We start from the raw sequence: 25,101 nt of genomic DNA, 5'->3' as shown, positions 1-25,101 counted from the left end.
AAATCACTATCGAGAACTCCAACGATGACACTTTCCGTCGTAAACCCAGCGTCGACCCAAACCTTCACCCCCAGCCCGTCAGCCGCCTCGGGTACTTCATCCGACTCCGCTACGCCCTCTACCCCGCGCGCCCCTGGCGATAGCCAATTGGTGCAAAACTTCCTCAGTGCGCTCAACAGCACAAGAGGCGAATACGCCGCCCCGATTCAAATCCCGCCAAACTCCACACTGGGACAGTGGCGAACCCAATTGGCCATCGCGCTAAACAACCCCGACTTTCAAAGCTGGATAAAGAGCAAAGGCATTGCGCCCGCAAGCATCGTCATTCTTCCCGACAGTGGTGCAATTTCGGCCGCCATTCACGGCCAGCGCCGCACGTTCAGCCTGACCGATAACTCCGGCTGGTCAACGGTTGCAGGCCCCATATTGTCGGCGAGCACGGTTATCGCCAGTGGCGGCGCGGCCCCCGTTCACTATAACGATGCCCTGCGCGATACGTTCGAGCTGGGCAAAGTCGCGCATTTCTATGGTTTGCCAGACCTGACAAAGGCCACGACAGACACGCTTGAACGAACCCACGCCTTTGCCGCGCCCGCGCCAACCGACACTTACCGCTCCCCCTCCATACGCGGGGACCAGGCGCTATCAGAGCAGCAACGCACAGTTGCCGACATTTACAAACGCCATGAGGCCACTGCCAACCCTGCCGCACCGGGTGACGCCGCACTGGTGGAAGGTTTCACCCGCGAATGGCAGAAAAAGATCGATGGCCTCCCGGTGGGGCCGATTGCGGTGCCGCCCCAGACGGTTCTAGGGCAATGGCTGGGGCACTATCGCAACGTGTTCGAAGGCCCGGTGGTGCAGAACTGGTTACACGAACAGAAAATCGATCCTGCCACGGTGAAAATCATTCCATCCACCGGCGCCATGTCGGCCAAGGTCGACGGGGTTGAAAAGCAGTTTTCGCTCAACGACACCTCGGGCTGGAGACAAGTCGCCGGGCCTTTGCTCGACGCCGCCAGCGTCATTGCGCCGGCCCCCAAACAATCCCTGAGACTGAGCTTCGGCGCAGGGTCTATCGGCGCGTCAATGAAGACGATCGCGACGTTTTATGGCGAACCCAATACCGCCAACGTCGGCCAGAGCCAGCAGCGCGTGCTCCAGTTAAATCGCCAGAAAACCTTCGACGCCCCGCCAAACGAAAAGCAATCCATAGGCGCGCTTGAAACACAGCGCGCCGCTGCCGAGCAGTTTTATACCCAGGCGCCTCAAAAACTGGCCTACACCAAGCTCGCCACAGGCGTGGCGCAAGCGATGCCAAACCTGCGCGCGCAGGCCAAACAACTGGCGGAGAACATCCTCCGGGAGCATTTGCCCAAGGACCAACTGGCCAAACTGGAACCGTTGGACGCCGACAAACTGTACCTGCATCGCTTTCATGGCGGCGTGACGGAAGCGCGCGCACGGTCAGGTTGGGAGCACCCCGGTGAGGAGCCTCACAACTCGAAAACCCTGACGGAGGCGGTACTGAGTAACTTCTCCGAACAGGATTGGGACCCCGGCGAGCTGGATAGCAACGGCGGCATCTATACCGAAGGTCCAGGGCAGAGCAAGAAAAACGGCTACGGCGCGCACAACGAATTCCCCTTCTCCCCTTCCGTCTTCATGCGCGGCGTATGGAGTGCCAACTTCCAGGATATCGCCACGAAAAAAATCGACGAGTTCTGGAACACTCACGAAAGCGATTTTCGTGCGGTGGCAAAAGGCGAATTCGTCAATCAGGCCCGCCAGCAGTTGAAGGCCTTTGAGGCCAAGTCCCCGACCGAACAGGCGCTGTTGGCCGACGAACATAAATTCAGCCGTGATGACTATAAATTGGTGATGGGGGCGGTCTCTAATGTTGCCGTTGATGAAAACACTCCCATCACCGTTGACCAACTACGCGCTGAGGCACCGGCAAAAGGCAAACTCCGGGCACATGCTTTCGATATAAACGGTTATCCCAGCAACATCATTCGATTTGCCGATCTGGATGACGGCCAATACAACTACGAGAACAACCGGCGAGACGGCAGGCAAATACTCTGGCTTGCGGGCGCCACCCCAGCGTTTTTACGCTTCGACTCGCTGAAGAAAATGGACGACTGGGTGGTCGATCAAGCCAAGGACCCGCAAAAACGTGCAGCTCTGGCCTCACACTTTTCCGCCTATAACCGTCAGGACGGCGGTGCTTTCGGCAAGTACGGCGTGGACTCTTCACTGGCCCATCTCGCCAGCGGCGACTGGGAGAACTGGGAAGGCAAAACCATCGACCGCGGCGATATTAAAATCGAGAACGACGTCTTTACGCACCTCAAGGACGAGGCGAAAGCGCGCATGACCAGCGACGCCGATACGGCAATCAAATCCAACAAAGAGGTCAACCGGGATACCTGGCTTCATGACATTTCGGTGGGCGCGCAACTCTTTGCCAAACTGGCGCCCCTTGGCTGGCCGCTCGCCGCTGCTGCGGTCGGCACCGGCATTACGGAAGTCGCGCTGGGCGCAGAAAAAGCCGGGTCGGGCGATACCCAGGCAGAACGCAAAGATGGCGCCTGGAAAACCTTCGACGGCACACTTAACACGCTGTTTTCGGTGGGCGCCAGCGGGGCGGCGAAAGATCCGTTTGAACTGCCGCCAGAAAAACTCCCGACGCCAGAGGCACCGGTCCCGCCCATTGATGAAAACCCAATCCAGGTACCGCAGGCGGGTGGATCCGGCATCCCACCCACCCTGAATGCAGCGCCTTTTACGGCCAACCGCTTCCAGACGCCTTCATCCGGCCTCGTGAAAATGAGTGAGCATGCCGTGCCTAATGGCGAGCAATTCATCGCCAATACCACGCCCGATGCGCTGGGTGTTTATCGAGTGACCGACAGCGAGGGCAAGCGCTGGAATTTTGTCCGCCATACTGATGAAACCGGTAGCAGCAAGGTATTCGAGATCGAAAGCCGCTACCGGATGGGGGATAGCGCAACGTCGATTATCAGCCCCGCGACCGGCAGGGCGGTGATGCGCGTCCATCCTGGTCGTGACGGCGAATGGGTAAGGGCGCCGGCAGATGGCGGCGTGAAATGGCCATGGCAACGCTCGGTTTCGCCGACGCCAAGTTCCGAAACCAAGTTCTCGCCAGTGATTTCAGACCAGTTCCTGGAACTGGACGGCTCGAAAATGAAGGGGGCCGACATACTGGACAGATACTTCAATCTTAATGAACACGGTTATACCTACGGCATTGTCGTGAACGATGAAGGTAACACCCTACCGCAAATCTCCTGGACAACCGAGGAGAACCCAGCCAAGGCCACACGGCCCCCAAAAGCCAGCGCTTCGACGTTAGGCACAAGCGATTACAGTGAGCAGTTCATTAAAGATATCAATCGCAGCAAGTTCACAATACAAACACCGGATGGCATCGCACTGGAAATTGACATCGCCAAGCAGCAGCAGGAAGCAGGCAAGAAATTCTCAACCGACGAACTCAATGAAGTCATACAAAAAAATGTCGAGGCCCTTGAAAGAGTCATTCCTGATCCCGCACTAAGAGCACGAGTGTCTGAAGTTGCCAATCAATGGCTGCTAGGCGCTGCCCCGGATGAATTTCAGAGTTCTCGATTCAAAGGCACCGTCTTTGGTAGCGGACGTGATCCACATTACTACATCCACTATGACCCGGCAGAAGGTGTCACCACCGTCACCGCAAAATCCGATTTCATCGTTACCAAACTAGACGAACAGGATGGTGAACTCGAACCTATTACTGACATCCATGCAAAAGCCTCAAGGACAATAACGATACGAGCCAGCAATGAAATTGGCAGCGACGGTTATGTCATAGAACCCTCGGCGCCTACACGTATAGAAATCACACCGACGCTGAACTGATAAGCACCCGTCCACTATCTGCTCCCCCCTGAACGGCGGTAACCTCGGTGACCGCCGTTTTTTCGTTCGGGCAGCGTTATATGCCAGCCATCTCAGGGGTCTTCCATGGACAGAATCACCTTCAAACCGCTGCTCCTCGCCGCCGGCCTGCTGGCCTTTATGCCAATGGCCCAGGCCGCCAGCACCCTGGTCTACTGCTCCGAAGCCAGCCCCGCCGGTTTCGACCCCAGCCAGTACACCAGCGGCACCGATTTTGATGCCTCTGCCGAAACCGTGTTCAACCGTTTGACCCAGTTCAAGCGCGGCGGCACCGAAGTCGAGCCCGGCCTGGCGACCAGTTGGGAGGTCTCCAAGGACGGCCTGGCGTACACCTTCCACCTGCGTGACGGCGTCAAGTTCCACACCACCGACTTCTTCACGCCCACCCGCGACTTCAACGCGGATGACGTGCTGTTCACCTTCAACCGCCTGCTGGATGCCCAAAGCCCGTTTCGCAAGGCCTATCCGTCCGAGTCGCCCTACTTCACCGACATGGGTTTGAACACCACGATCAAAAGCGTCGACAAACTGGACGAGCACACCGTGCGTTTCAGCCTGAACAACGTCGATGCCTCGTTCGTACAGAACCTGGCAATGAGCTTCGCCTCGGTGCAATCCGCCGAATACGCAGCCCAACTATTAAAGGAAGGCCGGGCCGAAGAGATCAACCAGAAACCGGTGGGCACCGGGCCGTTTGTATTCAAGCGCTACCAAAAGGACTCGCAGATTCGCTATGTCGCCAATAAACAGTATTGGAAACCCGAGGATGTGAAGCTCGACAACCTGGTATTCGCGATCACCCCGGACGCCGCGTCGCGCCTGCAGAAACTCAAGGCCGGCGAATGCCAGGTCAGCGGTTACCCGCGCCCCGCCGATATCGAAGTGATGAAACAAGACCCCAACCTGCGTGTGCTGCAACAAGCGGGGTTCAACCTCGGCTTTCTGGCCTACAACGTGACGCATCCACCGCTGGATCAACTCAAGGTGCGCCAGGCCTTGGACATGGCCATCGATAAACCCGCGATCATCAAGGCCGTGTACCAGAGCGCCGGACAATTGGCGCAGAACGCATTGCCTCCCGCGCAGTGGTCTTATGACCCGACGATCAAGGATGCCCCCTTTGACCCGGCCAGGGCGCGGGCGCTACTAAAAGAAGCAGGGGTTGCACCCGGTACTACCATCAATTTGTGGGCGATGACCGTACAGCGCGCCTCCAATCCGAATGCGCGAATGTCGGCACAAATGATCCAGCAGGATTGGGCAAAGATCGGCATCAACGCCAACATCGTCAGCTATGAGTGGGGCGAGTACATCAAGCGCGCCAAGAATGGCGAGCACGATGCGATGATTTACGGCTGGACCGGCGATAACGGCGACCCGGATAACTGGCTCGGCGTGCTCTACAGTTGTGCCGCAGTGAAGGGCAGCAACTACGCCAAATGGTGTAACCCCGCCTACGACAAACTGGTGCAGCAGGCCAAGGTCAGCAGCGACCGCGAGCAGCGTATCGAGTGGTATCAGCAGGCGCAGAAAATACTTAAAGAACAGGTACCTATAACGCCTATTGCGAACTCGACGGTGTTCCAGCCGCTTCGAAAGGAAGTGCAGGACTTCAAGATCAGCCCCTTTGGCCTGACCCCGTTCTACGGCGTGAGTCTAGATAAGTAACAGCAGCGCCCCAACTGAGTGCGCCAGACGTCTCAGTTGGGCCTTTTTGGTGCCCCTTCCGCCCCTAAAAAACCCTCAAAATGTGCGCATTTGTGTCGGAAGTTTCATATTTGCGACATTCTTGTACGTTCGTACCACTCTTTCACCCTTGCAACCGTTCAGCATCTTGCAATGGGTATGGCCCCTGCATAAGTATCCGCAGGTCGACTCACGAGGTCGCCCTCACTACCAAAAATGACAACAAATCATGAGGCCAACATGCTTAAACACGCAGTCATTCCGTTACTTGTTAGCGCTGGCCTTATGGCCGCGGCGCCTTTCGCCCAAGCGGCGACTAACCTGGTGTTCTGCTCCGAAGGGAGCCCGGCCGGTTTTGATCCAGGCCAGTACACCACCGGAACAGACTTCGATGCTTCGGCCGAAACCATGTTCAACCGCCTGAGCCAGTTCGAACGTGGCGGCACCGCCGTTGTTCCTGGCCTGGCCACCCGCTGGGACGTGTCCCCGGATGGCCTGACGTACACCTTCCACCTGCGCGAAGGCGTCAAGTTCCACACCACCCCGTACTTCAAGCCCACTCGTGAATTCTCGGCTGACGACGTACTGTTCACCTTCAACCGGATGATCAACAAAGACGATCCATTCCGTAAGGCCTACCCCACCGAGTTCCCGTACTTCACGGACATGGGGATGGACACCAACATCAAGAACATCGAGAAAGTCGATGCCCACACGGTCAAGTTCACCCTTGGCACCGTGGACGCCGCCTTCATCCAGAACCTGGCGATGAGCTTCGCGTCGATCCAGTCGGCCGAATACGCCGCCCAACTGCTGAAAAACGGTACGCCACAGGACATCAACCAGAAGCCTGTCGGCACCGGCCCGTTCGTGTTCAAGAGCTACCAGAAAGACTCGAACATTCGCTACACCGGCAACAAGGACTACTGGAAACCTGAAGACGTGAAGATCGACAACCTGATCTTCGCCATCACCACCGACCCGTCGGTACGTATCCAGAAGCTCAAGAAAAACGAATGCCAGATCACCCTGTTCCCCCGTCCGGCCGACCTCAAGGCACTGGGCGACGACAAGGATTTGAAACTGCCGCACCAGGCCGGTTTCAACCTGGGCTACATCGCCTACAACGTCATGCCGGTGCTCAAGGGCCAGACCGCGCCTAACCCACTGTCCGACCTGCGCGTGCGCCAGGCGCTGGACATGGCGGTGAACAAGCAGCAGATCATCGACTCGGTGTACCAGGGCGCTGGCCAATTGGCGGTCAACGCCATGCCGCCGACCCAGTGGTCCTACGACACCACCATCAAAGATGCCCCGCACGACGTGGCCAAAGCCAAGGAACTGCTCAAGGAAGCCGGGATCAAGGACGGCACCGAGATCACCCTGTGGGCCATGCCGGTACAACGTCCGTACAACCCGAACGCCAAGCTGATGGCCGAGATGCTGCAGAACGACTGGAAACAGATCGGCCTGAAGGTCAACATCGTCAGTTACGAATGGGGCGAGTACATCAAGCGCTCCAAAGGCGGCGAGAACCAGGCCATGATCATTGGCTGGAGCGGCGACAATGGGGACCCGGACAACTGGCTGAACGTGCTGTTCGGCTGCGACTCGCTGTCGGGTAACAACTTCTCCAAGTGGTGCGACAAGAAATTCGACGGCATCGTGAAAGAAGCCAAGGCCACATCGGATGTCGCCAAACGCACAGAGCTGTATAAGCAGGCGCAACATCTCCTCAAAGATGCAGTCCCGATGACACCTATCGCGCACTCGACGGTGTATCAACCCATGCGCAACACCGTACAGGACTTCAAGATCAGCCCGTTTGGTCTGAACTCCTTCTACGGCGTGGGCGTAAGCGGCAAGTAAGGACCGATAGCGGCGACGCTTCAAAACGTCGCCGTTATTGCATCCGCCAAGCCAGTAGGAAACAGACCACATTCGCGCTCGCTGCCGTCCTACGGCAATGAACTTCGATTCGCGGCTCCGTTGCCTACAAGGTTAGTCAGATTTTGCGCATTTACTGCGAAGTCCTCGACCCCTAACGTCGTAGGACAGCAGAGGCTCCAATCTGATGGACACTTGCTGTGTGTGGGATCAGTGATGTCCCCCTGGCCGTATGCCGGGGTGATTGCTCGCTGATGACAACTACAAACAAGGATCGGGATCGTCATGCGCCATACCACCGTTCTATCCGCAATTTTTGGCACCAGCCTGCTGGCTGTGGCCACGCTGGGCCACGCCGCCGAAAAAAAGAGCCTGGTGTTTTGCTCTGAAGGCAGCCCGGCAGGCTTTGACACCGCGCAGTACACCACCGCCACCGACAACGATGCGGCCGAGCCGCTGTACAACCGCCTGGTTGAGTTTGAAAAGGGCGAGACCAACGTCGTACCGGGGCTGGCAACCAAGTGGGATATTTCGCCAGATGGCCTGACCTACACCTTCCACCTGCGTGAAGGGGTGAAATTCCACAGCAATAAAGAGTTCAAGCCCACGCGGGACTTCAACGCCGACGACGTGCTGTTCACCTTCAACCGCATGCTTGACCCCGAGTATCCGTTTCGCAAGGCCTACCCCACCGAGTTTCCGTACTTCAACGGGATGAGCCTGAACAAGAACATCGCCAAGGTCGAGAAAACCGGCCCGTACACCGTGGTGATGACCCTGAACACGGTCGACGCGGCGTTCGTGCAAAATATCGCCATGAGCTTTGCCTCGATTCTGTCGGCCGAATACGCCGAGCAGTTGCTCAAGCAAGGCAAGCCCAGCGACATCAACCAGAAGCCGATCGGCACCGGCCCGTTCGTCTTCCAGCGCTACCAGAAAGACTCGCAGATCCGCTACGCAGGCAACCCACAGTACTGGGACCCGAGCCGGGTCAAGCTCGACCAACTGATCTTCGCCATCAACACCGACGCTTCGGTGCGGGTGCAAAAGCTCAAGGCCGGCGAATGCCAGATCACCCTGCATCCACGCCCGGCGGATGTCGACGCCCTCAAGGCCGACCCGAACCTGCAACTGTTGACCAAGCCAGGCTTCAACCTCGGCTATATCGCCTACAACGTGCGCCATAAACCATTCGACCAGCTCGAAGTGCGCCAGGCGCTGGACATGGCGGTGAACAAGCAGAGCATCCTGAACGCCGTGTACCAGGGCGCGGGACAACTGGCGGTCAACGCCATGCCACCGACCCAGTGGTCTTATGACGACAGCATCAAAGACGCCGCCTACAACCCGGAAAAAGCCAAGGAACTGCTCAAGGCCGCCGGCGTGAAGGAAGGCACCGAGATCACCCTGTGGGCGATGCCGGTGCAACGGCCGTACAACCCCAATGCCAAGCTGATGGCCGAGATGCTGCAGAACGACTGGGCCAAGATCGGCCTCAAGGTCAAGATCGTCAGCTACGAGTGGGGCGAGTACATCAAGCGCACCAAGAACGGTGAGCACGACATCAGCCTGATCGGCTGGACCGGCGACAACGGCGACCCGGACAACTGGTTGGGCACCCTCTACAGCTGCGACGCCATCGGCGGGAACAACTACTCCATGTGGTGTGACCCGGCATACGACAAGCTGATCAAGCAAGCCAAGGTCGTCACCGACCGCGAACAACGGACTGTTCTGTACAAACAGGCACAGCAACTGCTCAAAGCGCAGGTGCCGATCACGCCCGTCGCCCACTCGACGGTCAACCAGCCGTTAAGCGCCAAAGTCGAAGGTTTCAAAGTGAGCCCCTTCGGCCGCAACGTGTTCTCGGGCGTCAGTATCACCCCATAAGAAAATAACCGGATTGCGGAGAGTGGATAACACTCTTCGGCAAACGTGCAGCCTTTTATTGGGAAATTTCCTACAGCAAACGTTTGCAAATGCCTTACGCGTTACACACCAATAGTCGGTTCACCTAAAAGACCGGCATAAAAAAAGAGAACCAAAGGAGCTTCATCCATGAAACTGAGCAGCAAAGCGCTTCTGGCCCTGGCCATCAGCAGCATCACGGCGACCGCTTACGCGCAAACCCAGAGCCAGGACTTCGTTCCCACCACACTGGCCGGCACCAGCGCTCAAAGCGAAGCCAAGGGTTTTATCGAGGACTTCAGCCTGGGCGGTACCACGCGTAACTGGTACTCCCATGAAAGCAAATACCGTGGGGGCACCTTCGAATACCAGAAGCATGGCGAAACCCGCACCGACCGCAATCGCACCAACTGGGTCCAGGGCACCATCCTCAACGCCAGCTCAGGTTTCACCCAGGGCACAGTGGGCGTCAAGACCGAATTGGCGGTCTACAACGCGCTGGTCCTGGACCGCAGCAAACGTGACATCAAGGGCGGCTCCAACCGTACCCTGGCCGACTCCAACGGCGATGCAGTCGACCAGTGGAGCAAGCTGGGCCTGGCCAACGTGCAGTTCCGCGTCTCCAACACGACCCTGACCGCCGGTCGCCAGAACTTCAGCAGCGGCATCGTCGATACCATCGGCAACCGTGCGCTGCCTTCGAGCTTCGAAGGCGTGAGTTTCAACAGCGAAGAGTTCAGCAACCTGTCGTTCCAGGGCGGCGTGTTCGACCGCGTTTCGCCACGTACCGAGCAGAGCCTGTCGAAATTTCGCAGCGAATACGGCAACGGCGCTGAAACCGACAAAGTGTCGACCCTGGGCCTGAACTACCAGCCGCTGAAAAGCCTGAAAACCAGCATCTTCGCCGCCAACGTCAAAGACTTCTGGAACCAGTACTACTTCGGCGCGACCCATGAACTGGGCGACAGCTCGGTACTGGGCCTGACCACCGGCCTGAACTACTACAAGACCGTCGACGAAGGCAAAAAGTTGATGGGCGAAATCGACAACGATACCTACTCGCTGTCGCTCGGCCTGACCCACCAGGCGCACAGCCTGACCTTCGCGTATCAGCAAGTGAACGGTAACGAGTACTTCGACTACCTGCATGAAACCAACGGCATCTACCTGGCCAACTCCCTGACCTCGGACTTCAACGGCCCGAACGAGAAGTCCTTCCAGATCGCCTACGCCATCAACATGGCCGAATACGGCGTGCCAGGCCTGAAGTTCAACGCTTACTCGGCGCGCGGCTGGGACATCGACGGCACCCACTACACCGGCAACGGTGGTCGGGCCAAGTTCGCCTACGACGGCATCCAGAAGCAAGACGGCGAAAAACACCAGGAATACGGTGTAGGCGCCTCTTACGCGATCCAGAGCGGCCCACTCAAAGCCACCGCCATTCGTGCGACCTACGTTGAGCACCGCGGCAGCGAGTTCCAGTCCGACGGCAGCATCAAAGAGTTCCGTTTGGTCACCACCATCCCATTCAACATTCTTTAATCAGCGCCAGGTACTCGGCGGGCTCAGGACGAGCCCGCCGTCTACGCTTGTCTGGTCCCATCGATTGCAGAGGGCTCCGAATGAACATGCTCCCGTTACAAGCTGCCATTGCCGCTGCGCTGTTGAGCGTGGCGGTCGGCATTTCGGCCAAACCGCTGGTGGTCTGCACCGAAGCCAGTCCGGAAGGTTTCGATCCGGCCCTGTACACCACGGCCGTCACCGCCGACGCCGCCGCCGAAACCGTGTTCAACCGCCTGGTGGACTTCAAGCCCCGCACCACCGAAGTGGTCCCGGCGCTGGCCAAAGACCTCCCGGACATCAGCGCCGACGGCCTGACCTACACCTTCCACCTGCGTGACGACATCAAGTTCCACACCACCGACTACTTCAAACCCACGCGCAACCTGAACGCCGACGACGTGCTTTGGAGCTTCCAGCGCCAGTTGGACCCGAAACACCCGTGGCACACCAAGTCCAACGTGGGCTACCCGTACTTCGAAAGCATGGGCTTCAAGGAACTGCTCAAAAGCGTCGAGAAGACCGACGATCACACCGTGGTCTTTACCCTGACGCGCCGTGAAGCACCGTTCCTGGCCGACCTGGCCATGGCGTTTTCCTCGATTCACTCCGCCGAATACGCCGACCAGTTGCTCAAGTCCGGCAAGACCGATGACCTCAACGCCAAGCCGATCGGCACTGGCCCGTTCATCTTCACCCGCTACGCTAAGGACGCCCAGGTGCGCTTCAAGGCCAACCCGGACTACTTTCGCGGCAAGCCACCGGCCGACCCGCTGATCCTGGCGATCACCACCGACAACAACGTGCGCCTGCAGAAGCTCAAGGCCAATGAGTGTCAGATCGCGCTGTATCCAAAGCCGGATGACATCCCGAGCATCAAGAAAGACCCGAACCTGAAGATCGATGAACTGGCGGCGATGACCACCAGCTACACCGCCCTGAACACCACCCACAAGTACATGAGCGACCCGCGGGTACGTCACGCGATCAATATCGCATTCGACAAGGCCGGCTATACCAGAGCACTGTTTGGCGAAGGCAACGCCGTCGTCGGCACCGGCCCGTATCCGCCAACGCTGCTGGGCTTCAGCGACAAACTGAAAAACCCGCCACGTGACCTGGACGAGGCCCGCGCCCTGCTCAAGGAAGCCGGCGTACCGGAAGGCACCGAATTCACCCTGTTCACTCGCGCCAACGGCGGCCCGACCAACCCCAACCCAATGATGGGCGCCCAGCGTATGCAGGCGGATCTGGCCCAGGTTGGCCTGAAGGTCAACATCAAGGTCATGGAATGGGGCGAGATGCTCAAGCGCGCCAAAGCGGGTGAGCACGACATGGTTTCCGCAGGCTGGGTAGGTGATAACGGCGACCCGGATAATTTCCTCACGCCCAACCTGAGTTGCGATGCGGCCAAGAACGGCGAAAACTACGCCCGTTGGTGTAACGAGGAGTTTCAAGCCTTGATCGACAAGGCCCGCGCAATCGAGGAACCGGCAGCACGGGCTGCGCTCTATGAACAGGCACAGGACGTTTTCGACAAGGACCTACCATGGCTTCCCATGGCTTACCCGAAACTGTTCACCGCCATGCGCAAGAACGTAGAAGGCTTTACCCAAAGCCCTCTAGGGACCAATAACTTCGCCACCACCCAGGTGAAGTAAATAAGAAAAACGCTCGGCACCGTTGACGTTGACGGTGCCGAACCTGCCTAACCGGCTGATTGAGGTACACCACAAGATGTTTAGTTTTATTGCCCGCCGATTGGGGCTATTGATCCCCACATTCTTCGGCATCACGTTGCTGACTTTTGCGTTGATTCGCATGATTCCCGGCGACCCCGTCGAAGTCATGATGGGTGAGCGCCGCGTCGACCCCGAGATGCACGCACAGGCAATGGAACGCCTTGGCCTTAACAAGCCGCTGTATGCGCAATACCTGGACTATGTCGGCAAGCTCGCCCAGGGCGACCTTGGCGAATCCCTGCGCACGCGCACCAGCGTGTGGACCGAGTTCACCGCACTCTTCCCGGCGACCCTGGAACTGTCCATGGCCGCCCTGTTGTTCGCCGGTATCCTGGGCCTGTTGGCCGGGGTGATCGCGGCCTTGAAGCGAGGATCGCTGTTCGACCACGGGGTGATGGGCATCTCCCTCGCGGGCTATTCGATGCCGATCTTCTGGTGGGGCCTGATCCTGATCATGTTCTTCTCGGTGAGCCTGGGCTGGACCCCGGTTTCCGGGCGTATCGACCTGCTCTACGACATCGAGCCACGCACCGGTTTCATGCTGATCGACACCCTGCTGGCCAACGAGCCAGATGCGTTCTGGGACGCCCTGCACCACCTGATCCTGCCGGCTATCGTGCTCGGCACCATCCCGCTGGCGGTGATTGCGCGGATGACCCGCTCGTCGATGCTCGAAGTACTGCGCGAAGACTACATCCGCACCGCCAAGGCCAAAGGCCTGTCGCCGGCGCGCGTCGTCTTCGTCCACGGCCTGCGTAACGCGCTGATCCCGGTCCTCACCGTGGTCGGCCTGCAGGTCGGCACCTTGCTGGCCGGTGCGGTATTGACCGAAACCATCTTCTCGTGGCCCGGCATCGGCAAATGGCTGATCGAAGCCATTGGCGCGCGGGACTACCCGGTGGTGCAAAACGGCATTCTGCTGATCGCCTGCCTGGTGATCGTGGTGAACTTCGTGGTGGATATCCTCTACGGCTTCGCCAACCCACGCATCCGTCACCAGCGCTGAGATCATGACCATGACCACACCCACTCCAGTGTCAGCAGTCGATCAAAGCCTGCTGTACCCGTCCCCGTACAAAGAATTCTGGCAAGCCTTCTCCCAAAACAAAGGCGCAGTAGCCGGCCTGCTGTTTATGCTGCTGATCGTGTTCTGCGCGCTCTTCGCCCCCTGGGTCGCGCCGCACAACCCCAGCGAGCAATACCGTGACTTCCTGCTGACCCCGCCGTCGTGGCTGGAAGGCGGGCAGATCCAGTTCCTGCTCGGCACCGACGAACTCGGCCGTGACTTGCTCTCGCGCCTGATCCAGGGCTCGCGCCTGTCGCTGCTGATCGGCTTGTCGTCGGTGGTGATGTCGCTGATTCCGGGCATCCTGCTCGGGCTGTTCGCCGGGTTCTTCCCGCGCCTGCTCGGCCCGACCATCATGCGCCTGATGGACATCATGCTGGCCCTGCCGTCGCTGCTGCTGGCCGTTGCCATTGTCGCGATCCTCGGCCCTGGCCTGATCAACACCGTGATCGCCATCGCCATCGTGTCGCTGCCGTCCTACGTGCGTTTGACCCGCGCTGCGGTGATGGGCGAACTGAACCGCGACTACGTGACCGCCGCCCGCCTGGCCGGTGCCGGCCTGCCCCGCCTGATGTTCATCACCGTGCTGCCCAACTGCATGGCGCCGCTGATCGTGCAGGCGACCTTGAGTTTCTCTTCGGCGATCCTCGATGCCGCCGCCCTGGGCTTCCTTGGCTTGGGCGTGCAACCGCCAACGCCGGAGTGGGGCACCATGCTGGCGTCGGCCCGTGACTACATCGAACGCGCCTGGTGGGTCGTGAGCCTGCCGGGTCTGACCATTTTGCTCAGCGTGCTGGCAATCAACTTGATGGGCGACGGCCTGCGCGATGCGCTGGACCCGAAACTCAAGAACGCCGCCTGAGGAGATTCCCATGTCACTGTTAGAAATCAAGAATCTCAACGTGCGCTTCGGCGACAAGACCGCCGTACCGGTGGTCGACGGCCTCGACATTAGCGTCGACAAAGGCGAAGTCCTGGCGATCGTGGGCGAGTCGGGCTCGGGTAAATCCGTGACCATGATGGCGCTGATGGGCCTGATCGAGCACCCCGGCATCGTCACCGCCGACGCCCTGAACTTCGACGGCAAGGACATGCTCAAGCTGAGCAACCGCCAGCGTCGGCAAATCGTCGGCAAAGACCTGGCGATGGTCTTCCAGGACCCGATGACCGCGCTGAACCCCAGCTACACCGTGGGTTTCCAGATCGAAGAAGTGCTGCGCCTGCACCTGAAGATGTCCAGCAAGCAAGCGCGCAAGCGCGCCATCGAACTGCTGGAAAAAGTCGAGATCCCAGGCGCTGCCAGCCGGATGGACGCCTACCCGCACCAACTGTCCGGCGGTATGAGCCAGCGTGTGGCCATCGCCATGGCGATTGCTGGCGAGCCGAAGTTGCTGATCGCCGACGAACCGACCACCGCGCTCGACGTGACCATCCAGGCGCAGATCATGGACCTGCTGCTGGCCCTGCAAAAAGAGCAGAACATGGGCCTGGTGCTGATCACCCACGACCTCGCGGTCGTGGCGGAAACCGCCCAGCGCGTGTGCGTGATGTACGCCGGCCAAGCGGTGGAAGTCGGCCAGGTGCCGCAACTGTTCGATATTCCGGCGCATCCCTACAGCGAAGCGCTGCTCAAGGCGATTCCGGAGCACAGCCTCGGTGCCGCGCGCCTGGCTACGCTGCCCGGCATCGTGCCCGGTCGTTATGACCGCCCGCAAGGCTGCCTGTTGTCGCCGCGTTGCCCCTACGTGCAAGACAGCTGCCGCCAGACCCGCCCGGGCCTGGACCCTAAATCGAACAGCCTTGCACGCTGCCTCTACCCCTTGAACCAGGAGGTGGCGTAATGGCCGTCGTTCTTACCGCCCGCGACCTGACCCGTCACTACGAAGTGTCCCGTGGCCTGTTCAAGGGCCACGCCACCGTGCGCGCCCTCAACGGCGTGTCCTTTGAGCTGGAAGCCGGCAAGACCCTCGCGGTTGTAGGCGAGTCGGGTTGCGGCAAATCCACCCTGGCCCGTGCGCTGACGCTGATTGAAGAACCGTCTTCAGGCTCGTTGAAAATCGCCGGCCAGGAAGTCACCGGCGCCGACAAGGCGCAGCGCAAGCAACTGCGCAAAGACGTGCAGATGGTGTTCCAGAGCCCGTATGCCTCGCTGAACCCACGGCAGAAAGTCGGCGATCAACTCGGCGAACCGCTGCTGATCAACACCAACCTGTCCGCCGCCGAACGCCGCGAAAAGGTCCAGGCGATGATGAAGCAAGTGGGCCTGCGCCCTGAGCATTATCAGCGCTACCCGCACATGTTCTCCGGCGGCCAGCGCCAGCGCATCGCATTGGCCCGCGCCATGATGCTGCAACCCAAAGTGCTGGTGGCAGATGAACCGACCTCGGCGCTGGACGTGTCGATCCAGGCCCAGGTGCTCAACCTGTTCATGGACCTGCAGCAGGAATTCAACACCGCCTACGTGTTCATTTCCCACAACCTCGCGGTGGTGCAACACGTTGCCGACGACGTGATGGTGATGTACCTCGGCCGCCCGGTGGAAGTCGGCCCCAAGGACGACATCTACGCCCGCCCCTTGCACCCGTACACCCAGGCACTGCTGTCGGCGACCCCGACCATTCACCCGGACCCGAACAAGCCGAAGATCAAGATCGTCGGCGAGTTGCCCAACCCACTGAACCCACCATCCGGCTGCGCCTTCCACAAACGCTGCCCGTATGCGACCGAGCGTTGCAGCAGCGAGGAGCCGCAGTTGCGGCCGTTGGATAACCGCCAGGTGGCTTGCCACTATGCGGAGCAGTTCGTCGCCTGAAACGACCACCGCGCTCCCGTGTGGGGAGCGCGGTGACACAACGTTCTACAGCCCTTCCCGTCAGGTTGCGCATCAGCCTGGTGGGAGGGGCTTTTTTTCGCCGGATCTATGTCTGGCTATCGCCTTCATCATCCGGGTTGTCATCGCCCGGCTCGTCGGTGGTGGAGTCGTCATCGCCCTTGCTGCCGCCCTGGTCTTCATCGCCGGGCTCCGCTTCAGACTTGGCCAGTTGCAGGACCTTGCCCTGCCCACTCTGAACCGCAGACACCGCCGCCCCGCTCTGCACCGGGTTATGCGCCCAGGCCGTCGACATTCCCAACGACAACAGCACCAGCACCTTTAGCAACAGCACGACGCGTTGAACAATACTCATGGTCGATCCCCTCCAGTCAGTAGGTGAATCCCGCACGACGGCTGTTTAGTGCCGCCAGCGTTGACGCTAGTCCCGATGCCGGGTTCTCGCCAATCCCATACCGGGTGAATATCAACAAATGTGGGAGGGAGCTTGCTCCCGATAGCGGTGGATCAGCCAGCACAGAGAGTGGCTGATCCACCGCTATCAGGAGCAAGTCGAATCGTCGCACCGCCTCTCCCACATATTGTTTTGTCGCGCCCATGAAAAAGGGCGAAGCCATGACAGCTTCGCCCTTTTCTTTACCGCTCAGACCTTAATGGTGCTCGCGAGTAGCCCGGAATTTCACATCCGGCCAACGCTCTTCCATCAGTGCCAAATTGACCCGGGTCGGCGCCAGGTAGGTCAGGTGACCGCCGCCGTCCACCGCGAGGTTTTCCACGGCTTTGTTGGAGAACTCTTCCAACTTTTTCTTATCGCTGCACTCGATCCAACGCGCCGAATATACGGTGATTGGCTCGTAGGAGCATTCGACCTTGTATTCCTCTTTCAAGCGGCTGGCGACCACATCGAACTGCAGCACACCGACGGCGCCGAGGATGATGTCGTTGCTGCGCTCGGGGAAGAACACCTGGGTCGCGCCCTCTTCCGCCAGTTGCTGCAAGCCTTGGCGCAGTTGCTTGGATTTGAGCGGGTCGCGCAGGCGCACGCGGCGGAACAGTTCCGGGGCGAAGTGCGGGATGCCGGTGAAGCCCAGCGTTTCGCCTTCGGTGAAGGTGTCGCCGATCTGGATGGTGCCGTGGTTGTGCAGGCCGATGATGTCGCCGGCGTAGGCTTCTTCGAGCTGTTCACGCTCGGAGGAGAAGAACGTCAGGGCGTCGCCGATGCGCACGTCCTTGCCGGTACGCACGTGGCGCATCTTCATGCCTTTTTCGTATCTGCCGGAGCAGATGCGCATAAAGGCGATACGGTCGCGGTGTTTGGGGTCCATGTTCGCCTGGATCTTGAACACGAAGCCGGCGAATTTGTCTTCCACCGGCTCCACGGTACGCTCGTTGGCGACCCGGGCCAGCGGGCGCGGAGCCCAGTCCACCACAGCGTCGAGCACGTGGTCGACACCGAAGTTGCCCAACGCGGTGCCGAAGAACACCGGGGTCAGTTGGCCGTCGAGGAATTCCTGCTGGTTGAATTCGTGGCAGGCGCCCTGCACCAGTTCCAGTTGGTCGACAAAACGCTCGTACTCATCGCCCAGGTGGGCGCGGGCTTCGTCGGAGTCAAGCTTCTCGATGATTTTCACATCGGTGCGTTCGTGACCGTGGCCGGCGGTGTAGACAATGATGTAGTCGTCGGCCAGGTGGTACACACCCTTGAAGTCGCGGTAGCAACCGATCGGCCAGGTGATCGGCGCGGCCTTGATCTTCAGGACGGCTTCGATTTCATCCAACAACTCGATCGGGTCGCGGATGTCGCGGTCGAGTTTGTTGATAAAGCTGACGATCGGCGTGTCGCGCAGACGACAGACGTCCATCAACGCAATCGTGCGTGGCTCGACGCCCTTACCGCCGTCGAGGACCATCAAGGCCGAGTCCACCGCGGTCAGGGTGCGGTAGGTGTCTTCGGAGAAGTCTTCGTGGCCCGGGGTGTCGAGCAGGTTGATCATGTGATCGCGATACGGGAACTGCATGACCGACGTGGTAATGGAAATACCCCGTTGTTTTTCCATTTCCATCCAGTCGGAGGTGGCATGGCGGTCGGATTTGCGGGATTTCACCGTGCCGGCCACTGCGATTGCCTTGCCCATCAGCAAGAGCTTCTCGGTGATGGTGGTTTTACCGGCATCGGGGTGGGAAATAATGGCGAAAGTGCGGCGTTTCGCGACTTCGGCGGCCTGGTGGGTCATGGGAAATCGCCTGGCAGGTGAGTCAAAAAAGGGCGGCGAGTATAGCGCAAACCCAGGGTGCCGGACCACCGTTCACCCGGTTGGGGGTGGCTAAATACTGCCAAGTATGGAACCTTTTAAAAGGTAGAGACGTCCACTCCCCTGCTATCGCACTCGAAACAGGGGCTGAAAAATCAGCAAGTTAGCCTGACGAGGCTGCGCTCATGGCTTGACCTTATGCCGCTTTTGCCGGCATGGGCGAGCTGCTTTTCGCGACCACATTTGAAGGCAGCCAGGCATGGCATGCCACGAAGGAATGTGTTCGCCGACAGAAGAAAAAAGGAGTCCGCCTGTGGCTATTCGCTATGGCAAAGGGCTGATAGGAGGAGCGGTTGTCGTCGCTCTCCTGGCCCTGCTGGTCCACTGGATTGGCATCAACACGATCGAACTGTACCGCGACGATTTGTTGTTTTACCTGCAAGCTCACCTGATTCTCGTCCTAGTCTCCATGCTGGCGGCCCTGATTGTGGGCATCCCCGCCGGTATTCTGCTCAGCCGCCCGAACATGGTCGGGCGCGCCGAACGCTTCATGCAGATCTTCAACATCGGCAACACCGTCCCTCCCCTGGCCGTACTGGCCATCGCCCTCGGCGTCCTCGGCATCGGCAGCGGCCCGGCGATCTTCGCGCTGTTCCTCGCCTCCTTGCTGCCCATCGTGCGCAACACCTACGAAGGCCTGAAAAACGTCCAGGGTTCGCTGAAAGAAGCCGCCACCGGCATCGGCATGACCCCGCGCCAGGTGCTGTTTCGCGTCGAGTTGCCGAACGCCGTGCCGATCATCATCGGCGGCGTGCGCGTGGCCCTGGCGATCAACGTCGGCACCGCGCCGCTGGCCTTCCTGATCGGCGCCAACAGCCTGGGTAGCCTGATTTTCCCCGGCATCGCCCTGAACAATCAGCCGCAATTGCTGCTCGGCGCCGCGTGTACCGCGCTGTTGGCCTTGCTGCTCGACGGCCTGGTGACCATGGCCAGCCGCCTCTGGCTGGAACGCGGAGTGCGCGCGTCTTAAGGCTTGGCAAAGGAACCGATATGAAAAAACTGACATTGATATTGAGCTGCGTCCTGCTGTTTGCAGGGTTCGCGCAAGCCGCTGAAAAACCGGTGATCCGCATCGGCGCACGGGTGTTCACCGAACAGACCCTGCTCGCCGAAATCACTTCCCAGTACCTGCGCACCAAGGGTTACGACACCCGCGTGACCGGCGGCCTGGGCAGCAACCTGGCGCGCAGTGCCCAGGAAAGCGGGCAACTGGACCTGATCTGGGAATACACCGGCGTGTCGCTGGTGGCCTACAACCATGTGGACGAGAAGCTCGACAGCGCACAGTCCTACGCTCGGGTAAAAGAACTCGACGCGAAAAAAGGCCTGGTCTGGCTGTCTCCGTCGAAATTCAGCAACACCTACGCGCTGGCTTTGCCTGAGAACGTGGCCCAGGAATTCCCGCAGATCAACACGATCAGCGATCTGACCCAGGCCTTGGCGGAAAAAACCAAGGGCACACGCCTGGTGGCCCTGGACACCGAATTCGCCAACCGTTCCGACGGCATGGGCGGCATGGTCAAGCTGTACGACATGAACCTGACCCGCAAAAACACCCGGCAGATGGACGCCGGCCTGGTCTACACCGCGCTGCGTAACGGCCAGGTGTTTGCCGGCTTGGTGTACACCACCGACGGTCGCCTGAATGCCTTCAAATTGAAGCTGCTCGAAGACGACAAGCATTACTTCCCGGACTACACCGCCGCGCCGGTGGTGCGTCAGGTGTATCTGGACGCTCATCCGCAACTGGCCGCCGATCTGAAGCCACTGTCCGCATTGTTCGACGATACAACCATGCGCCAGTTGAACGCGCGGGTCGACGTCGACCATGAAAGCCCGTCCGCTGTTGCCGCCGACTTCCTGCGCCAACACCCCATCAACTAAAAGGAGAAGACATGGAATTTTTAAACGCCTTTTCCCATCTTGATTGGGCCCAAGTCCTGCACCTGACCTGGCAGCACATCACCCTGGTCGGTATCGCCGTGATCCTCGCGATTGTCGTCGGCGTGCCCCTCGGCGTGCTGATGACCCGTTTCCCGAGCCTGGCCGGCCCGCTGCAAGCCAGCGCCACCGTGCTGCTCACCGTGCCGTCCATCGCCCTGTTCGGCCTGCTGCTGCCGTTCTACTCCAAATTCGGCCAGGGCCTGGGGCCGATGCCGGCGATCACCGCCGTGTTCCTCTACTCCCTGCTGCCGATCATGCGTAACACCTACCTGGCCCTGACCGGCGTGGAACCGGGCATCCGCGAAGCCGCCAAAGGCATCGGCATGACCTTCGGCCAGCGCCTGCGCATGGTCGAACTGCCCATCGCCGTGCCGGTGATCCTCGCCGGGGTGCGCACCGCCGTGGTGATGAACATCGGCGTGATGACCATCGCCGCCACCATCGGCGCCGGCGGCCTGGGTGTACTTATTCTGGCTTCCATCAGCCGCAGCGACATGTCGATGCTGATCGTCGGCGCCGTACTGGTCAGTCTCCTGGCCATCTTCGCCGACCTGCTTCTGCAATGGCTGCAACGCTCGCTGACTCCAAAAGGACTGCTCAAATGATCGAACTTCAACACCTGACCAAGACTTTTCAAAGCAACGGCAAAACTGTCTCCGCCGTGAACGACGTAAGCCTGACCGTCAATGAAGGCGAGATTTGCGTATTCCTGGGGCCTTCGGGCTGCGGCAAGAGCACCACGCTGAAAATGATCAACCGCCTGATCAAGCCCACCTCGGGCAAGATCCTGATCAACGGCGAAGACACCACCGACCTGGACGAAGTGACCCTGCGGCGCAACATCGGCTACGTGATCCAGCAGATCGGCCTGTTCCCGAACATGACCATCGAGGAAAACATCGTGGTCGTGCCCAAGCTGCTGGGCTGGGACAAGCAGAAATGCCACGACCGCGCCCGCGAGTTGATGAGCATGATCAAGCTGGAACCCAAGCAGTACCTGCACCGCTATCCGCGCGAACTGTCCGGTGGCCAACAACAGCGCATCGGCGTGATCCGTGCGCTGGCGGCGGATGCGCCGTTGCTGCTGATGGATGAGCCGTTCGGCGCGGTCGACCCGATCAACCGCGAAATGATCCAGAACGAATTTTTCGAGATGCAGCGCGCGCTGAACAAGACCGTGATCATGGTCAGCCACGACATCGACGAAGCCATCAAGCTGGGTGACAAGATCGCCATTTTCCGCGCCGGCAAGCTGCTGCAGATCGACCACCCGGACACCCTGCTGGCGCACCCGGTGGACGAGTTCGTCAGCAACTTCGTCGGCCAGGACAGCACCCTCAAGCGTCTGCTGCTGGTAAAAGCCGAAGATGCAGCGGACAACGCCCCGTCGGTCAGCCCGGAAACCCCGGTGGCCGACGCCCTGGAGCTGATGGACGAACTCGACCGCCGCTATGTGGTGGTTACCTGCGCCGAGAACAAGGCGCTGGGTTATGTGCGACGTCGCGACCTGCACCGTCAGACCGGCACCTGCGGTCAATACCTGCTCGAGTTCAACGCCACGGCGGCGTATGACGAGCACTTGCGCATCCTGTTGTCGCGCATGTACGAGTTCAACCGCTCGTGGTTGCCGGTGATGGATGCCGAGCGAGTGTTTTTGGGCGAAGTGACCCAGGAATCGATTGCCGAGTACCTGAGCTCCGGCAAGTCGCGTGGCGGCAAGACCAGTATCGTTTCGCCTGCCGAGACCGCCCTGGCCTGACCTGACACAACACGCTTAAAACTGTGGGAGGGGGCTTGCCCCCGATCGCGGGGTATCAGTCACTATATTCATGACTGACACACTGCCATCGGGGGCAAGCCCCCTCCCACATTTGGCCTGTGGTGTGTCAGGGAAATCCCCCTAATTATCCGCCTGCGGGGAACATCAATCCGTCACACCTGTCGGTTACATAAGTAGCTGCACGCGGTCCCGCGACGAACGCGTGCAAAAACGCGACATTTTTAGTTGATCTCAAGCCCCTCACGTCCTAAAGTTCGCGCCGAACGTCCATGCTGGAAACGATCCATCCGGCTCAAGTACTGACGACGAGACAGCAAGGCCAAGGGAAGCGGTTGATCCCATGGCCTTTTTGCTTTCGGCGACATGCCTTGGGAAGTAGGCGAACCAAAGTGGGGATACGGAGGACGTTCATTTGCACCCATTGATTAATACAGTTTGCCCTTAGGAGTCCCCAAGCATGTCGATCAACGTCGAAGATTATTTCGCGCGCGCCACTTTTGACAAAATGAAGGCGTTCGCCGACAAGCAAGAAACCCCGTTCGTGGTGATCGACACCGCGATGATCAGCCAGGCCTACGATGACCTGCGCGCCGGTTTCGAATTCGCCAAAATCTATTACGCGGTCAAGGCCAACCCGGCCGTCGAGATCATCGACCTGTTGAAAGACAAGGGCTCGAGCTTCGACATCGCCTCGATCTACGAGCTCGACAAAGTGATGGACCGCGGCGTCAGCGCCGACCGTATCAGCTACGGCAACACCATCAAGAAGTCCAAGGACATCCGCTACTTCTATGATAAGGGCGTGCGTCTGTTCTCCACCGACTCCGAAGCCGACCTGCGCAACATTGCCAAGGCCGCACCGGGCTCGAAAATCTATGTGCGTATCCTCACCGAAGGCTCGACCACGGCTGACTGGCCTTTGTCGCGTAAATTCGGCTGCCAGACCGACATGGCCATGGACCTGCTGATCCTGGCGCGTGACCTGGGCCTGGTGCCGTATGGCCTCTCGTTCCACGTCGGCTCGCAACAGCGCGACATCAGCGTATGGGACGCGGCGATCGCCAAGGTCAAAGTGATCTTCGAGCGCCTGAAGGAAGAAGACGGCATCCACCTCAAGCTGATCAACATGGGCGGCGGCTTCCCAGCCAACTACATCACCCGCACCAACAGCCTGGAAACCTACGCTGAAGAAATCATCCGTTTCCTCAAGGAAGATTTCGGCGACGACCTGCCGGAAATCATCCTGGAGCCGGGCCGTTCGTTGATCGCCAACGCCGGCATCCTGGTCAGCGAAGTGGTACTGGTTGCACGTAAATCGCGTACCGCCGTCGAGCGTTGGGTGTACACAGACGTGGGCAAGTTCTCCGGCCTGATCGAAACCATGGACGAAGCGATCAAGTTCCCGATCTGGACCGAAAAGAAAGGCGAGATGGAAGAAGTGGTGATCGCCGGTCCTACCTGCGACAGCGCCGACATCATGTACGAAAACTACAAATACGGCCTGCCGTTGAACCTGGCAATCGGTGATCGGATGTACTGGTTGTCGACCGGTGCATACACCACCAGCTACAGCGCGGTTGAATTCAATGGCTTTCCGCCGTTGAAGTCGTACTACGTGTAAGACGGCCCTAAAACAAAAAACCCATGACCTGTCATGGGTTTTTTATAGCTCAGAAGCAGGTCAGAGCACGTTGCTCATAGGCATCGGCCATCGCCCGAATCCGCGGATCATTCGCTGCCGCCAGCGCCTTGTGCGCCACCCGCAAAAACTTCAAATTGCCGCCTGCCAGCGCCTTGCGCAGCCACGCCAGCGCCACCTCGATCTGGCCGCTGTCGGCCAGCACCGCCGCATAACTGAACTGCCCACGGAAATCCCCGGCTTCGGCCGAACGTCGATACCACGCCACGGCAGCGTCCAGATCCCTCGGGCAAAACCGGCCCTCTTCCAGATAGCGCCCCAACAGGTTCATCGACTTCGCGTGGCCCTGCTCCGCCGCCTGGCGATAACACCTCAGCGCGTGTGCTTGATCCTCTGCGACGCCGCGACCGGTGGCCAGCAGGTTGGCGTAGTTATATTGCCCCCAATCCAACCCGGCTTCGGCCGCAAGCTGATATTCCCGCGCCGCCGCTGCTTCGTCGGCGACGCAGCCCCAGCCATGCTCCCGGCAGCGCCCCAACATATTGCGCGCCATCAAGTGCCCGCCCTGCGCCGCGATCTGGAACCAGCGCAGTGCCAGCGCTTCATCGCGCTCGATGCCGCGCCCTTCCAAGAGGATCTGCCCGAGCAAGGCCTGGGCATCGACCACGCCCTCCTTGGCCGCGATCAGGATCGCCTGGGCGGCGCGCACCGGTGAGTCGTCGAGCATGCGCTGCAACTGTTCGACGTTGAGCACTTCTTCACGGCGCAATAAAAACCCCAT

The 25,101-nt window shown here is 59.7% G+C and carries 18 protein-coding genes; 15 read left to right on the top strand and 3 right to left on the bottom strand.

What is annotated here, in order from left to right; all coding sequences use genetic code 11:
* Nucleotides 1-24: 24 nt before the first annotated feature.
* The 10 genes from U5A08_RS04330 (at nucleotide 25) to U5A08_RS04285 (ending at nucleotide 16,627) form a co-directional block, all read left to right on the top strand.
* Complete coding sequence (locus U5A08_RS04330) at nucleotides 25-3,924, top strand: dermonecrotic toxin domain-containing protein (protein WP_321850488.1); 3,900 nt, start codon at nucleotides 25-27, stop codon at nucleotides 3,922-3,924.
* 105 nt (nucleotides 3,925-4,029) lie between these two features.
* Nucleotides 4,030-5,631: an ABC transporter substrate-binding protein gene (locus U5A08_RS04325; RefSeq protein WP_321850486.1), complete on the top strand. Its 1,602-nt coding sequence runs from the start codon at nucleotides 4,030-4,032 to the stop codon at nucleotides 5,629-5,631.
* A gap of 258 nt (nucleotides 5,632-5,889) precedes the next feature.
* Nucleotides 5,890-7,518: an ABC transporter substrate-binding protein gene (locus tag U5A08_RS04320; RefSeq protein ID WP_253393385.1), complete on the top strand. Its 1,629-nt coding sequence runs from the start codon at nucleotides 5,890-5,892 to the stop codon at nucleotides 7,516-7,518.
* A gap of 303 nt (nucleotides 7,519-7,821) precedes the next feature.
* Nucleotides 7,822-9,426, top strand: coding sequence for an ABC transporter substrate-binding protein (locus U5A08_RS04315; protein ID WP_321850485.1), 1,605 nt, complete (start codon nucleotides 7,822-7,824; stop codon nucleotides 9,424-9,426).
* A 168-nt stretch (nucleotides 9,427-9,594) separates the two neighbouring features.
* The gene (locus U5A08_RS04310; protein WP_253393383.1) at nucleotides 9,595-10,989 is read left to right on the top strand and encodes an OprD family outer membrane porin; all 1,395 of its coding nucleotides are present in this window, start codon (nucleotides 9,595-9,597) and stop codon (nucleotides 10,987-10,989) included.
* Nucleotides 10,990-11,069: 80 nt separating this feature from the next.
* The gene (locus U5A08_RS04305; protein ID WP_321850482.1) at nucleotides 11,070-12,668 is read left to right on the top strand and encodes an ABC transporter substrate-binding protein; all 1,599 of its coding nucleotides are present in this window, start codon (nucleotides 11,070-11,072) and stop codon (nucleotides 12,666-12,668) included.
* 76 nt (nucleotides 12,669-12,744) lie between these two features.
* Nucleotides 12,745-13,755, top strand: a complete 1,011-nt coding sequence (locus U5A08_RS04300) for an ABC transporter permease subunit (RefSeq protein ID WP_247395514.1) — start codon at nucleotides 12,745-12,747, stop codon at nucleotides 13,753-13,755.
* Nucleotides 13,756-13,765: 10 nt separating this feature from the next.
* Complete coding sequence (locus U5A08_RS04295; protein WP_247395517.1) at nucleotides 13,766-14,677, top strand: ABC transporter permease subunit; 912 nt, start codon at nucleotides 13,766-13,768, stop codon at nucleotides 14,675-14,677.
* A 10-nt stretch (nucleotides 14,678-14,687) separates the two neighbouring features.
* Complete coding sequence (locus U5A08_RS04290) at nucleotides 14,688-15,656, top strand: ABC transporter ATP-binding protein (protein WP_321850479.1); 969 nt, start codon at nucleotides 14,688-14,690, stop codon at nucleotides 15,654-15,656.
* Nucleotides 15,656-16,627: a peptide ABC transporter ATP-binding protein gene (locus U5A08_RS04285; RefSeq protein ID WP_253393381.1), complete on the top strand. Its 972-nt coding sequence runs from the start codon at nucleotides 15,656-15,658 to the stop codon at nucleotides 16,625-16,627. Before U5A08_RS04290 ends, U5A08_RS04285 begins: the two co-directional genes overlap by 1 nt.
* Before the next feature lie 106 nt (nucleotides 16,628-16,733).
* Here U5A08_RS04285 and U5A08_RS04280 read toward each other — a convergent pair whose 3' ends face one another.
* Nucleotides 16,734-17,000: a hypothetical protein gene (locus U5A08_RS04280; protein ID WP_321850478.1), complete on the bottom strand. Its 267-nt coding sequence runs from the start codon at nucleotides 16,998-17,000 to the stop codon at nucleotides 16,734-16,736.
* A gap of 295 nt (nucleotides 17,001-17,295) precedes the next feature.
* Nucleotides 17,296-18,879 carry a peptide chain release factor 3 gene (locus U5A08_RS04275; RefSeq protein ID WP_253393379.1) on the bottom strand — a complete coding sequence of 528 codons (1,584 nt, stop codon included), beginning with the start codon at nucleotides 18,877-18,879 and terminating at the stop codon, nucleotides 17,296-17,298.
* Nucleotides 18,880-19,210: 331 nt separating this feature from the next.
* On the opposite strand from U5A08_RS04275, the gene U5A08_RS04270 reads away from it, so the two are divergent.
* From U5A08_RS04270 to U5A08_RS04250, 5 genes are all read left to right on the top strand, one after another.
* Entirely contained in the window at nucleotides 19,211-19,927 is a 717-nt protein-coding gene (locus U5A08_RS04270; RefSeq protein ID WP_253393378.1) for an ABC transporter permease, read from the top strand.
* A 20-nt stretch (nucleotides 19,928-19,947) separates the two neighbouring features.
* Entirely contained in the window at nucleotides 19,948-20,841 is an 894-nt protein-coding gene (locus U5A08_RS04265) for a glycine betaine ABC transporter substrate-binding protein (protein ID WP_253393377.1), read from the top strand.
* A gap of 11 nt (nucleotides 20,842-20,852) precedes the next feature.
* Nucleotides 20,853-21,506, top strand: coding sequence for an ABC transporter permease (locus U5A08_RS04260; protein ID WP_017845447.1), 654 nt, complete (start codon nucleotides 20,853-20,855; stop codon nucleotides 21,504-21,506).
* On the top strand, nucleotides 21,503-22,660 hold the full coding sequence (locus U5A08_RS04255; protein WP_247395525.1) for an osmoprotectant ABC transporter ATP-binding protein OsmV: 1,158 nt from the start codon (nucleotides 21,503-21,505) through the stop codon (nucleotides 22,658-22,660). The genes U5A08_RS04260 and U5A08_RS04255 overlap by 4 nt, the downstream gene beginning before the upstream one ends.
* A 478-nt stretch (nucleotides 22,661-23,138) precedes the next feature.
* Nucleotides 23,139-24,302 (top strand): type III PLP-dependent enzyme, encoded by a 1,164-nt coding sequence (locus U5A08_RS04250; RefSeq protein ID WP_253393376.1) that lies wholly within the window; start codon nucleotides 23,139-23,141, stop codon nucleotides 24,300-24,302.
* A 49-nt stretch (nucleotides 24,303-24,351) separates the two neighbouring features.
* On the opposite strand, the gene U5A08_RS04245 is transcribed toward U5A08_RS04250, so the two are convergent.
* Nucleotides 24,352-25,101, bottom strand: coding sequence for a tetratricopeptide repeat protein (locus U5A08_RS04245; RefSeq protein ID WP_321850471.1), 750 nt, complete (start codon nucleotides 25,099-25,101; stop codon nucleotides 24,352-24,354).

Source organism: Pseudomonas paraveronii (genome assembly GCF_963681955.1).
GTDB classification, from domain to species: Bacteria; Pseudomonadota; Gammaproteobacteria; order Pseudomonadales; family Pseudomonadaceae; genus Aquipseudomonas; species Aquipseudomonas paraveronii.
Note: the sequence above shows the minus strand (reverse complement) of the source record. Positions and strands in the feature narration are given on the sequence as shown.

Bases quoted from the DNA above. Each gene is read 5' to 3' on its own strand.
- U5A08_RS04285 (WP_253393381.1), top strand. From the start codon at position 15,656: ATGGCCGTCGTTCTTACCGCCCGCGACCTGACCCGTCACTACGAAGTG.
- U5A08_RS04305 (WP_321850482.1), top strand. From the start codon at position 11,070: ATGAACATGCTCCCGTTACAAGCTGCCATTGCCGCTGCGCTGTTGAGC.
- U5A08_RS04310 (WP_253393383.1), top strand. From the start codon at position 9,595: ATGAAACTGAGCAGCAAAGCGCTTCTGGCCCTGGCCATCAGCAGCATC.
- U5A08_RS04245 (WP_321850471.1), bottom strand. From the start codon at position 25,101: ATGGGGTTTTTATTGCGCCGTGAAGAAGTGCTCAACGTCGAACAGTTG.
- U5A08_RS04250 (WP_253393376.1), top strand. From the start codon at position 23,139: ATGTCGATCAACGTCGAAGATTATTTCGCGCGCGCCACTTTTGACAAA.
- U5A08_RS04255 (WP_247395525.1), top strand. From the start codon at position 21,503: ATGATCGAACTTCAACACCTGACCAAGACTTTTCAAAGCAACGGCAAA.
- U5A08_RS04295 (WP_247395517.1), top strand. From the start codon at position 13,766: ATGACCACACCCACTCCAGTGTCAGCAGTCGATCAAAGCCTGCTGTAC.
- U5A08_RS04260 (WP_017845447.1), top strand. From the start codon at position 20,853: ATGGAATTTTTAAACGCCTTTTCCCATCTTGATTGGGCCCAAGTCCTG.
- U5A08_RS04325 (WP_321850486.1), top strand. From the start codon at position 4,030: ATGGACAGAATCACCTTCAAACCGCTGCTCCTCGCCGCCGGCCTGCTG.
- U5A08_RS04320 (WP_253393385.1), top strand. From the start codon at position 5,890: ATGCTTAAACACGCAGTCATTCCGTTACTTGTTAGCGCTGGCCTTATG.
- U5A08_RS04275 (WP_253393379.1), bottom strand. From the start codon at position 18,879: ATGACCCACCAGGCCGCCGAAGTCGCGAAACGCCGCACTTTCGCCATT.
- U5A08_RS04330 (WP_321850488.1), top strand. From the start codon at position 25: ATGACACTTTCCGTCGTAAACCCAGCGTCGACCCAAACCTTCACCCCC.
- U5A08_RS04315 (WP_321850485.1), top strand. From the start codon at position 7,822: ATGCGCCATACCACCGTTCTATCCGCAATTTTTGGCACCAGCCTGCTG.
- U5A08_RS04300 (WP_247395514.1), top strand. From the start codon at position 12,745: ATGTTTAGTTTTATTGCCCGCCGATTGGGGCTATTGATCCCCACATTC.
- U5A08_RS04265 (WP_253393377.1), top strand. From the start codon at position 19,948: ATGAAAAAACTGACATTGATATTGAGCTGCGTCCTGCTGTTTGCAGGG.
- U5A08_RS04290 (WP_321850479.1), top strand. From the start codon at position 14,688: ATGTCACTGTTAGAAATCAAGAATCTCAACGTGCGCTTCGGCGACAAG.
- U5A08_RS04280 (WP_321850478.1), bottom strand. From the start codon at position 17,000: ATGAGTATTGTTCAACGCGTCGTGCTGTTGCTAAAGGTGCTGGTGCTG.